Annotated in this window: 7 protein-coding genes and 1 pseudogene; 6 read left to right on the plus strand and 2 right to left on the minus strand. The window is 67.2% G+C overall.

Annotation, left to right across the window (positions count from 1 at the left end):
* Positions 1-160: 160 nt before the first annotated feature.
* Entirely contained in the window at positions 161-661 is a 501-nt protein-coding gene (locus AC08OV_RS11385; RefSeq protein ID WP_476619644.1) for a DUF4386 family protein, read from the minus strand.
* Between the two features lie 47 nt (positions 662-708).
* Here AC08OV_RS11385 and AC08OV_RS11390 point away from each other — a divergent pair, with 47 nt between their 5' ends.
* The 6 genes and pseudogenes from AC08OV_RS11390 to AC08OV_RS11415 all read left to right on the plus strand — a co-directional run bounded on the left by AC08OV_RS11390 (position 709) and on the right by AC08OV_RS11415 (position 11,551).
* Complete coding sequence (locus AC08OV_RS11390) at positions 709-1,125, plus strand: TetR/AcrR family transcriptional regulator C-terminal domain-containing protein (RefSeq protein ID WP_476619638.1); 417 nt, start codon at positions 709-711, stop codon at positions 1,123-1,125.
* Between the two features lie 527 nt (positions 1,126-1,652).
* Positions 1,653-5,876 carry a non-ribosomal peptide synthetase gene (locus AC08OV_RS11395; protein WP_476614276.1) on the plus strand — a complete coding sequence of 1,408 codons (4,224 nt, stop codon included), beginning with the start codon at positions 1,653-1,655 and terminating at the stop codon, positions 5,874-5,876.
* A gap of 163 nt (positions 5,877-6,039) precedes the next feature.
* Positions 6,040-7,107: an adenine nucleotide alpha hydrolase family protein gene (locus AC08OV_RS11400; protein ID WP_476614275.1), complete on the plus strand. Its 1,068-nt coding sequence runs from the start codon at positions 6,040-6,042 to the stop codon at positions 7,105-7,107.
* A 24-nt stretch (positions 7,108-7,131) separates the two neighbouring features.
* A complete protein-coding gene (locus AC08OV_RS11405; RefSeq protein WP_476614274.1) occupies positions 7,132-9,876 on the plus strand; it encodes a type I polyketide synthase in 2,745 nt (914 codons plus the stop codon).
* A gap of 173 nt (positions 9,877-10,049) precedes the next feature.
* Positions 10,050-10,142: pseudogene (locus tag AC08OV_RS11410) on the plus strand (DNA-binding response regulator); the annotation flags it as partial.
* 152 nt (positions 10,143-10,294) lie between these two features.
* Positions 10,295-11,551, plus strand: a complete 1,257-nt coding sequence (locus tag AC08OV_RS11415) for a DUF2254 domain-containing protein (RefSeq protein ID WP_476614273.1) — start codon at positions 10,295-10,297, stop codon at positions 11,549-11,551.
* Between the two features lie 147 nt (positions 11,552-11,698).
* On the opposite strand, the gene AC08OV_RS11420 is transcribed toward AC08OV_RS11415, so the two are convergent.
* On the minus strand, positions 11,699-12,285 hold a 587-nt coding region (locus AC08OV_RS11420; protein WP_476619639.1), incomplete at its 5' end, for an MFS transporter.

Raw genomic sequence — 12,285 nt, forward strand, 5'->3', positions numbered from 1 at the left:
TTGGTTTTACAGTCCCCCTGACCGGTCTCATCTCGACGTCGTCGGTGCGGACTTCGCGGATGCAACAGACCCCGACGCCGAGCTGGAATCACTCAGGGCGGACCTGGCAGCCCGGCCAGCCCGGTACGGCTGGCCGCGGGGCAGAGCCGGTTCTGCAAGGTCAGCTGGGTGGACGTCGGAGGAGGAGTGCGAAGCCGAGGGTGGCGATCCATACTCCCCAGAGTGTGGAGCCGAGGAAGCCCGCCGGTTCCCATGCGGGGACCTCGGGGATCGCGGTTGCCAGGATGTCGCTCTGGTTGAGCAGGTAGATGGCGCTTGCGACCAGGCCCAGCCTGCCCACAGCGGCGGGAAGCGGACGGCGGCAGAGGATGATCACGGAGATCGTCGTCGACCAGGCGATGGCGAGCGTCTGGCCGAGGTGCTCGCCGAGCAGGGAGCCGCCGAGCTGGTGTTGTGCGAGCCAGGCGGCGTCGACGGCCGCTCGGGTCGTCGTGTCGCTGGCCATGTACTGCCGTGCCAGCGGCGGCACGACGAAGACCCAGCGCAGGAATCCGGCGAGCGCGAGCACGATCGCGGCGGAGCCGACCCAGGTCGCGGCGCGCAGGACGGGATCGTCCCGGCGACCGAGGGCCGTGGGCAGCAGCAGTGTCGGCGGTAGCAGCTAGAGCGTAGGTCCAGCCGGTCGCGAACCAGGTCCAGACCAGGCCGGTGCCGCCTCGGTGGAAGGACGCGAAGGACGACGTCCGCCATCCCGGCGCGGTCAGCCTGCTGCTCGGTGGCCCGATGGACGGCCCCAACGCGCTCGCGCTCAACGAGCGGCTGCTCGCGGCACTGGCCGACGGCGGGGTGCCGGCGGCGAACGCGGCCCGGTCCGCATATCTGCTGATCGTGTATGTGCTGGGCGCCATCGCGTTGGAGGCCGCCGAGCCGCACGAGCCGGGAACCACCGAGTCAGAGCGGATCGCCGCCCGCCGTGACGCGTTCGCGGCCGTGCCCGCCGAGCACTACCCACGTACCGCCAGCCAGATTGACGTGCTGGCCGGCTACGTCACCACTGAGCAGTTCAGCTGGGGCCTCGACCGCGTTCTTGACGGCATCGAACGCCTCATTGAGCTTGACCCCTGACCCCTGACCCCTGAGCACGGGCACCTCGTCTGAGGTGGCCCCGGCTGCCAGGGAGAATGTCCCGCAGGCCCGCCCCTCACCCGCCCGAGTAGCAGACTCCGCTCCCGACCTGGTCGATTCTGCCGGCGTCCCCCAATCCCGGGCGTGCCGGCGGGTCCGGGTAGCGGCGGTGGCGGGGTGCTCGTCGCTGGCACTGTCGAACTCGATGGCCCTCATGCGGGCAGTGAACGGCCAACGAATCAGTCGGAAAGAGCGTCAGAATGAAGGCGGATAAAACCGCTGTTCGGCGCTGCTCGATCGCTATCTTGAATGAATCGATAGCGCCGGGTAATGAGTGTTGACGACCTTCGTGGCGTGGGCCACAGTACCGGGTGAAAGTGGTGTTCGGCAGGTTGACCTGCTCGTGGCGACGAGAGGAAGCCGTTTCGAATTCCAATAGTCTGGGCCAGGTCGGCTTTCCGCGCAGCCTCGCCGTGGGGCCAGACCTCCGGTCAGGAAAGTCGACCCAGCGTTACGAGAGGCTCGATATGCACAACCCGGAAGGGCGTGGCACCTCGCCAGGTCTGGTGGTGCCGACGAGCGCGCGCCGCCTCGGGTCGGGAGCCGTGCGGTCGGGTGGAGACGTGGAAAGGCTTCCGCTGTCGGCGGTGCAGCACGCAATGCTGTTGCACAGTGTCAGCGCTCCAGGCGAGGGATTCTACGTTCTGCAGAAGTTGTTCACGTTGCGGGAGCAGCTGAATCTGGCGGTGTTCGAGCAGGCACTGCGGGACCTGTTCGACTGGCATCCCATGCTGCGGACCAGGCTTCTGCTGGACCATCCGGACGGTCCGAGCCAGGTGGTCAGCAGCGAGGTCGAGGTGTCCCTGTCCGCGCCGGACTGGAGGCAGTTGGACAGCACAGCTCGGCAACGGAGCCTGCGCGAATACCTCGACGATGACAAGCGCCGGTCCTTCGATTTCACGGCCGGGCCCCCGATGCGGTTCGCGGTCTTCCGTATGGGTGATCATGAATACGAGTTCGTCTGGACGACCCATCATGCGCTGATGGACGGACGCTCCCTTTTCATGGTGAGCGCGGAACTCTTCGAACGGTACGATCACCTGCTCGTCGGGCGCCGGGCCGAGCGTCCCCGCCCGCGCCCGTACCGGGACTACGTCGACTGGCTGGCCGCGCAGGACCTCGTCGCAGCCGAGTCGTTCTGGCGTGCCGATCTGGCTGGTGTTACGGAGCCCACGCCATTCGTCGTCGACGTGGTCCGCGCCCCCGGACCCGGTGAGAACGTCCTGACGGCCGTGGAGACCGAGATTTCGGAAGAGGTGACCAGGGCACTGGAACTCCTGGCCCGTGAGCAACAGGTAACCGCTAATAACGTTGTGCAGGCGGCGTGGACGGTCCTCCTGCAACAGCTCAGCGGCCGCCATGACGTAGTGTTCGGTACAACCCGGGCATGCCGCGGATTCCTGGACGGCGCCCAGGGCATGCTTGGTCTGTTTCTTAATACGCTGCCATTCCGTGTCGTCGCCCCGAGCGCGATGACCGTGGTCGAGCTGCTGAAGCGGCTGCGACGGCATCAGCTGGCGCTGCGAGATTTCGAGCACACCTCGCCGACCCTGATCCACACCTGGAGTGATATTCCGGCCTCGCTCCCGATGTTCGAAAGCCTGCTCATCTTTGAGAACTACCTGCCTGGTACCCGGCTGCGGTCGCTGGGGGGTGCCTGGCGGCACCGGGAATTCCGTTTGGAGGAGCAGACGAATTACCCGCTCACTCTCTATGCGAACCACGACCACCGCCTCATCCTCAGAGTCGGTTATGACCGCCGCCGTTTCACCGATAAGACGGTAGAACGGATGGGATCCCAGGTGCGGCGGTTGTTGGAGGCGATGGTGGCCGCCCCGGAGGTCCCCCTCGGTGCGCTTCCGGAACTTGCGCTGGAGGAGCTGGCCGGCCGGCGGGCGAAGGGAACGGTCCTACCAGTCGGACCAGTCGGACCGGTCGGACCGGTCGGACCAGTCGGACCGGTCGGACCGGGGGAGCCGGGGGAACCGGCCGGAGTCGTCGAGCACGAGACCGGCTGGGTACGGCGCCTGATGTCCGTCGAGCCGCTCGACCTCCCGCGCCGTAATCCGGTCCCGGATCCGCCGCACCGGTACCGGGACATCCGATTCCCCGTCCCCGCTGATCTCGCCGGCGTGGAGGAGAAGGCGGTCGCACGGGATGGTGACGGCCGGGGGCACGGCAGGTCCGAATGGTTGCTCACGGTGCTGCTGGCCTTCCTGGTCCGATTCAGCGGTGCGGACGGTCCGGACGTCGACCTGTCGTGGGAAGCCGAATCCGACGCCTCGGGCGGGGATGGCACACCGCTTGCCCGCCATCGGCCGTTCCGGGTGCCCTCGCTCAACGAGAACCGGGGCTTCCTGGAGTTCCGCCGCGAGATGGCCCGGCAGCTCCACCTGTTCGGCGAGCGCAGCGGCTATCCCCGCGACCTAGGGGTTCGTCACGCGGAGCTACGTGCGTGCGCGCCATGGGTCGAGCGCGGCATGCCGGTCGCCGTCGAGCTGGTTGACAATCTCAATGTCGCTGCCGAGCCGCGGTCCGCGACCGTGCTGTTCGCGCAGATCCCGCGAGACGGTGAGGGATGTCGCTGGCTCATTGCCGAGAATGTCCTGCAAACTGGTGCGGCCGACACGATGCGCTCCATGTTTGTCGCGTTCCTCGAGGCCCTGACGGGCTCCGCGACGGCCGATCTGACCAAGCTCCCGCTATTGTCGCCCGAGGACACGCAACGTGTGCTTGTCACCTGGAACGACACGGACGCCGACTACCCGTGCGACCTGTGCGCGCATCAGCTGTTCATACGGCAGGCACGTCGCCGTCCCGAGGCACCCGCCGTCGTCTACTCTGATCGCAGTCTCTCGTACGGCGAACTTGATCGACGGTCGACGCGCCTCGCCGCGTTCCTCGGTCGCCACGGCATCGGTCCCGGCAGCCTTGTCGGCATCTACCTCGAGCGGTCGGAGGAAATTGTTGTCGCTGTACTCGGCGTGATGAAATCCGGAGCGGCCTTTGTGCCGTTGGATCCGGTGTATCCACCCGACCGCATCACTCAGATGCTCACCAGTTCGGGGTCGGCACTGCTGCTCACCCGGACGAGTTTGGAGCCCGATGTCCGGGGCTGCCCGGCGACCGTCGTCACGCTCGATCAGTACTGGGATGTGATCGCGACAGCCGGGGGCGGTCCGGGCGAGGAATCTGACGAGGAAAACTATGACCGAGGGTCATCGGAGGGCCGTGCTTATGTAATCTACACGTCGGGGTCGACCGGCCGGCCCAAGGGGGTGGATGTCGGCCACCGGGCCCTGACGAACCTTCTGTGCTCGATGGCGCGGACTCCAGGCTTTACCGAGCATGACCGCCTTCTGGCGGTGACCACGGTCTGCTTTGACATCGCTTACCTCGAGCTTCTCCTGCCGCTGGTGACAGGCGGGCAGGTCGAGGTGGTACCCGCCGCTGTCGCCAGTGACGGGTTCGAACTGCGGAGACGGATCGAGCGGAGTCGCCCGACGGTGATGCAGGCGACCCCGGCGACCTGGCGGATGCTGATCGCCGCGTCTTGGGAGGGTGACCGTGGCCTGACGGCCCTGTGCGGAGGCGAACAGCTGCCTCGCGACCTCGCTGACGGCCTTCTCGCGCGGGTTGCGAAGGTGTGGAACCTTTACGGCCCGACCGAGACGACGATCTGGTCCTCGGTCGACCGCGTGGAGCCGGGCCGGCAGGTCACGATCGGGCGGCCGATCGCCAATACCCGGTTTTACGTCCTCGACAGATGGCTTCAGCCGGTGCCGCCCGGGGTACCCGGCGAGCTGTACATCGGTGGGGACGGGGTGGCCGCGGGCTATCTCGGCGAGCCGGAGCTCACCCGGGAAAGGTTCGTCCGAGACCCGTTCGGACCGGACGAGCCCGCCGTCATGTACCGGACCGGTGACATCGTGCGCCACTTGCCCGACGGCCGGGTTGACTACCTCCACAGGGTCGACAACCAGGTCAAGCTGCACGGATATCGCATCGAATCCGGTGAGATCGAAGAAGCTCTGCGCCGGCATGACGGCATCGCTGAGGCGGTGGTCTGCCTACGCGACATCGCCCCCGGAAACCGCCAGCTGGTAGCCTACCTCGTCCCGGCCGAATCCGGCGTCGGTGCGCGGCCGGAGGAACTCCGGCGGTACCTACGTACCCGGCTGCCTCCCTACATGCTCCCGGCTGCGTTCGTGACCATGACGCGTCTGCCGCTGACAGCCAACGGCAAGATCGATCGTCGGTCCCTACCAGGGCCGCCCGAGGTCCTCCCGCCCGCAGGCGGAGACCGGGTCCTGCCCCGTGGCGAGCTCGAGGCGGCAGTCGCCAGCATCTGGCGGGGTGTCCTGGGGGTGCCGGAGGTCGGAATCGACGAGAACTTCTTCGACGCCGGCGGTAACTCGTTGCTGCTCATGCAGGTTCTGATCCGGCTGCAGGCGGAGCTGTCCGAGTCGCTTACGCGGGTCGACATGTTCGCCTATCCGACTGTCCGGGGACTGGCGGCATACTTGTCCTCCTCTGCGCCACGCCGGTCCGGTGACGCCGGAGCCGGCCCGTCACACACTCCCGGACGAGCTGGGGCACCCGAAGAATCCGGGGGGCGTTCCCGGTCAGCACTCGCGGGCCTCAGGCACAGACGTGGTGATCTCAGGTCCCGCCAGCCACCCGGCGCATGAGGCACCTGGCGTGTGAGGTGCCTGGCGGGTGAGCTACCTGGCGCATGAGGCGGCCCCGGCGGTGACGCGTTCGAGAACTCGGCTGGGAAGGTGAGGAATGGTCCGCTGCAAGATCTGTTCACTGAACGCTGGTCATCCGGGTATATCACTTGACAATGACGGTGTGTGCAACCTGTGTAGCCTCGACGTCGCAGTCGAGATGTTCGAGAACTTCACCTACGTGTCCAGAATCTACGAGGAGTTCGTGAACAGCGGGCCGAACGAGCGTGGTCCCTACGACTGCCTGCTGATGTACAGCGGTGGCAAGGACAGCACGTACATGCTGGACAAGTTCGTGAACGAGTACCATAAAAGAGTCGTCTCCTACACCTTCGAAATTCCCTTCGAGAGCAGCCATGCCGCAGCGAACATGCGGCTTGCCCAGGAGAGGATCCCGGCCACCTTCGTCACCGACCGGTCCGACAAGATAAAGGACATGATGAGGGAGGTGTTCAACCGGCCGGTCCCGGCGAAGCCGGGCAAGTACCTGGACGAGAAACTCCCCTGTGTCTCGTGCCGGTCGTTCTTTGTCATCCGGGCAATTCTGTACGCGTGGCGGGACAACATCCCCTACATCATCCTGTGCGCGGACCCGCAACAGACACTCACGATGGAGTCGAACGTCCGGAAGATCGTGAAGAACTTCTACCAGACCTTCGGCCGGGACCGGACCGGCGAGTTCTTCTCGGGCGGGCTGGAGGAACTACTGTTCGCCGATGAGCGTGAGCTGCCGAAGATCGTCTTTCCCTTCGTCGCCCTACGCGACGAATACGACCCCGACCGGATCGTCGCGGAGCTGAAGGCGAAAGGCATTTACGCCTCCTCTCCGTTCGAGACCCACTGCACGCTTTTTCCGCTACTCAACTACTACTCGTTCAGGAACTGGGACTGTATGTTCTACAAGCTGAACGCGTCGAGTTATGTGCGGGCGGTCAACCGAAACAAGGACTACGACCGGTCTACCTACAGCGTCAAGTTCCCCCGATCGGTCGATGTGGCCGAGGTCGAGGACCGACTCAGGGCGATCGTGTTCGAGATCGCGGCGGGGGAGGGGGACCCCGGCGCGCACGAGGAGGCCATCGTCGAGGTATTCAAGCAGCTCGACGCCGGCGATGACGCCGCCCGGTATGTCGCCCGCAGTTTCCTCGAGCTGCGTACCGTGGCCGCGGACCTGGGCATCCGACTCGACTGAGAGTCCGCACTGGAGGGGGAGGCGATGGAACGAGCAGACGACGTCCGGGATTCCGACATTGCGATTATCGGGATGGCGTGCCGTTTTCCCGGGGCCGATACCGTCGAGGAGTTCTGGCAGAATCTGTGTGACGGGCGCGAGAGCACCACTTTCTTCACCGAGGCCGAACTACTGGCAGCCGGCGTCGGCCCCGCGCTCGTGGCGGACCCGCGCTATGTGCGGGCCGGGCAGATACTGGCCGGCATCGAGATGTTCGACGCCGAGATCTTCGGGATCACGAGTGAGGAGGCGGAGCTCCTGGACCCGCAGCAACGGCACTTCCTCGAATGCGCGCTCACGGCGCTTGAGAACGCCGGTTACAACCCGGACACCTGCCCCGGCCCGATCGGTGTCTATGCCGGCGCCGGGCTGAACACCTACCTTCTACGCAACCTCGCCAGCCGTTTCCGTCACGGGTCGACGCTGGAACGTTACCGGCTGATGCTAGGCAACGACAAGGACTTCCTGGCGACGCGCGTGGCCTACAAGCTGAACCTGCGGGGCCCGGCGGTGAACGTGAACACCGCCTGTTCCACTTCGCTGGTGGCCGTCAACCTGGCCTGCCTGAGCCTGCTGGGCGGAGAGTGCGATCTTGCGTTGGCCGGAGCGGCTCATATCAAGGTGCCACAGGCCGAGGGCTACCTTTTCCAGGAGGGGATGATCCTGTCGCCGGACGGCCGGTGCCGGGCTTTCGACGCCCGAGCGCAGGGCACGGTCCTCGGCAGTGGTGTCGGCATCGTGGTCCTGAAGCGGTTGGCCGACGCGCTCGCCGACGGCGACTGGATTCACGCGGTCATCAAGGGAAGCGCGGTCAACAACGACGGCGGCGCGAAGACCGGCTACACGGCTCCCAGCGTGCAGGGCCAGGCCGCCGTGATCGCCGAGGCCCAGGCTCTTGCCGGTTGCGCCGCCGAGACGATCACCTATGTCGAGGCCCACGGTACCGGCACCCCGCTCGGCGACCCGGTCGAGCTCGCCGCCCTCACCGACGTGTTCATGCGGCAGGACGTGTTCATGCGGCAGACAGGGGCGGGCGACCGGTGCGCCATCGGTTCGGTCAAGACGAACATCGGCCACTTGGACGCGGCGTCGGGGATCGCCGGACTGATCAAAACCTCGCTGATGCTGCGACACCGGCGCATCGTGCCGAGCCTGCACTTCGAAAAACCCAACCCCGACATCGACTTTGACGCCAGCCCCTTCCGCGTCGCCACGGAGTCCCAAGAGTGGCCGGCATCGGGCACGGCCCCGCGACGTGCCGGCGTGAGCTCATTCGGCATTGGCGGCACGAACGCCCATGTGATTCTTGAGGAGGCGCCGCCCCGCGAACGCGAGCCCGGGGTGCCGCCCTCGGACGGCTGGCAGCTGCTGATGATCTCTGCCGGCTCGGTCGCGGCGCTCGAGGAGGCAACGGAGAATCTGGCGCGTCATCTGCGCGTGCACCGCGAGACGCTCGACCTCGCCGACGTGGCGTACACGCTCGCGGTGGGACGCCGAGCACGTGCGTACCGACGGGCGCTGGTGTGCCAGGACGTCCACGACGCCGCACTGACGCTCGCGCTCGGCGAGCCCGACCGCGTGTCCACCGGACAGGTTGCCGACGGCGAGGCCGACGTGCTCTTCGTTTTCGCGCACCGTCTCAGGGAGAACGGCGACGATACCCGTCTCGCCGGCCTGTACCGCGACGCCGCCGTGTTCCGCGACGCGGTCGACCGGTGCGCGGTGGCCCTCGAGACTCTCGGGGTGAGGCCGCGGACACCCGACCCGGCGTCGCTGTTGTGTGCGCGGCATGGCGACGCCGTCGCAGCCTTCGTCGGGCAGTACGCTCTCGCCGAGCTCTGGACGGCGTGTGGTGTGCGTCCGAGCGCGCTGGTGGGGTTCGGCGCGGGCGACCTGGTCGCCGCCTGCCTCGCCGGGATCTTCCCCCTCGAGTCCGCGCTCAGGCTGGCCTGGGCGCAGGCGCACGGCGAGCCGGCCGGTAGCCTCACGCCAGCGGCCCCCCGGTACCCCGTGTGGTCCGCGGCAGTCAACGGTTGGCTGGGCGTGGGTGTGCCGGTGCCGTCGGCGGGCTGGGCCGAGCCGCGTGACGAAACTCCCGACGCCGAGGAACGTCTGGCCCTCCTGCTCGACGGTCGGCGCGAGGCATCATCCGGGCGGAAGGCTGTGCCACTGGAGATGGACCCGCGCGGCACCCGTCCCGACGCCGACGCCCGGCACGTGTGGCTGGCGGCCGCGGGGCGCCTGTGGACAAGCGGCGTCAGCCTCGACTGGTCGGCGTTCCCTGCTGGCCAGGGACGTCGGCGCGTGCCTCTGCCGACCTACCCGTTCCAGCGCAGGCGCTACTGGGTCGAGGCGGAGGAACACGCGCTTCCGGCGACTGCGGGAAGAACCGATACCGGCTCCGCGCCGGCGGAGGAGACGCTGCGCGACCGGGTGGAGACGGCGCGGAGCGCCGAGAGACCCGCGCTCGTCATCGATTTCATCCAACATCAGGTTGCGGAAATGCTCGGACTGGACGATGCGGCACAGGTGGACCCGGATCAGAACCTCTTCACGCTGGGGCTGGACTCGCTGAATCTGATCGAGATCGCGGCACGGCTGGGTGCCGAGCTGGAGCAGGACGTCCGGGCCTCGGTCTTCGCCGATCATCCGACTATCCGCGCCTACGTGGAAAAGCTGGCGGCATCGCAGGACCTGCCCGGCACCGGCCCAGGCACCCTGGCGGGGTAGCCGGCGGTCCGTGGCGCGGATGCCTCCGGGACAGGCCGCCGGTGTCGTTCGACGTGTCGTGTCTCGGCATCCCGAGAGCCAACCCGCACCCGCAAGGGTGGCTCATCTACTGGGTGGGAAGGTCGAGGGTAACGGCTTGGGCGGGGCGACGATAGCCGGCTACGGGCGAGGCGGCCCTGGTGGAGGTTGCCGCGCATCCGGTGGACGCCGTTCTGCTCGACCTGATGTTGCCGGGCATGGATGGTTTGGAGGTGTGCCGTCGCCTGCGTACCTCAGGGGACCTGCCGGGCCTGGTGAGCCGGGCGCTGACCGTCGGCCCCCTGGAGATCCGTTGCGCGGAGGGGGTGGTCCTTCGGGACGGCCGCGACGCGCGCCTCACCTGCGGGTCAGCCGGGCAGCTGACGGGCATCTTCTGGCCATGCTGTCCGCGCGGCAACAAGGCATGTGGCGGTCCCGCGCGCGCCGGCTGTGGACCAGCTTCTGGACGATTCCGGCCCTGTGTACCGCCTTGGCGGTTGGTCTTGCCGTTTCGGTTCCCTGGCTGGATGAGCGGGGGCTGTCCGCCGCGCTGCCGTTCCTGTTCAGCGGCGGGCCGGACGGTGCACGATCCGTGTTGTCCGCGGTCGCCTCCTCCATGATCTCGTTTACCGCGCTGGTGTTCTCGATCACGATCGTGACGCTGCAGCTGACCAGTGGCCAGTTCTCGCCTCGGGTGCTGCGGACCTTCCTTCAGGATCGCCTCACCCAACTGGCACTGGGTGTCTTCGTTGCGACTTTCGTCTATGCGCTGGCGGTCCTGCGCTCGGTCCGCGGCGCGGACACGGCCCGGCCGTTTGTGCCGCGGACGGCTGTCACTCTGTCGGTTCTGCTGGTACTCATCAGCGTTGTGCTCTTCATCGCTTATATCCACCACGTGACCAATGCGGTCCGGGTGTCGCAGATCTTGGCCTCGATCGGCACGCAGACCCGCCGATGCATCGCTCGCCGCTTCGATGGCGTCGGCTCCGTATCCTCGGTACCTCTGCCGACGGCCGCGCCCAGCCCAAGATATAAGATCATAAGCGCCCCGCGGAACGGTATTATCGCCGTGGTGCGAGACCGACCGGTGGTTCGGGCTGCCTCGCAGGCTAATTGTCTGGTTGTGCTCGTGCCAAAGATCGGTGATTTCGTTGCTGCCGGGATGCCGCTGTTCACCGTGCACGATGGCCCCGCCGACGGCCTCCGCGGAGACCTCGACCGGCAGGCCGTGATTGACGCGGTGGATATCGAGATCGAGCGGAGCATGGAGCAGGACATTGCGTTCGGCTTCCGGCAGCTGGCCGATATCGCGGAACGCGCCCTGTCACCAGCCATGAACGACCATACGACCGCGGTGGCGGCGGTCGATCAGGTGCATGATCTGCTACGCCGGCTTGTCACGCGGCACCTGACGCCCCGGGCCCATACTGACCGGGACGGCCAGCCGCGGCTCGTGGTGCCGGAACCCGATCTCGAGGACTACCTGCGGATCGGCGTGGACGACATTAGCCGGTGGGCGCAGGACTCCCCACGGGTGCTCGCCCGGCTGCGCCTCATGCTGCGCGACGTGTACGAGCAGGCTCGGCCTGAGCACCGGGCGCGCATCGCTTGCCGCGTCACCAGCTTGGAGCGCCGCCTCGCCGCCAGGAAAGGCTGACCGGGACGGCTAGATGTCCCGTTGCATCCCCTCCCGTGACTGTCCAGACGTCACCTTCTCACCGCCGGTGAACGTCGCCGATGGGTGTGCTGATGGATGTGCTGATGGATGAGGTGAGAGATCGGGGATGCTTGGCGGTTGCCGCGGTCAGTGGTGGCGGTCCTCGTACTGCGCGGCTGTGGCGACGTCTCGGGGATAGGTGCGTAGCGCCCGGAGACCGACGAGGCCGGCGGCCACCATGGGAGCCATCATGATCAGGAAGGTGAGTTGCAGGCCCCGGCCGTGCGGGCCGACGAGCATATCCGCCAGCGCACCGAACACCAGCGGTGCCATACCGTCAGCGCTCGTCCGCAGCACGCCACGGATCGCTTCCGCCCGTCCCCATAGCGGTGCCGGCATGATGTCCAGGCGAGCCGCATCCAGCGGCGGATTCGTTGCGCCAAGCGCGATGGCGGCCAGTGCGAACGGGGGAACCGCGACGGTGAGGGTCGAGCTGAGGATGGCCGGCAGCAGCACGGCGGCGGCGCCGATGGCGACCAGCAGGGTGGCCGCGGTGCCCTGGCCGAGCCCGAAGCGTTCGTGCAGGTAGCTGGTGGCGAAGGTGTGCAAGCCGGTAAAGAAGTAGTAGCCGAGCGCCGACGAGATAATCAGAACGATGTTGGTGGGCACGTGCAGCACGTACCGCACCGCCTGGCCGAGCGACAGGCACGCGGGATCCCGCGGCGGGAGACGTC

The organism is Frankia sp. CeTa3Moorea, from assembly GCF_978021225.1.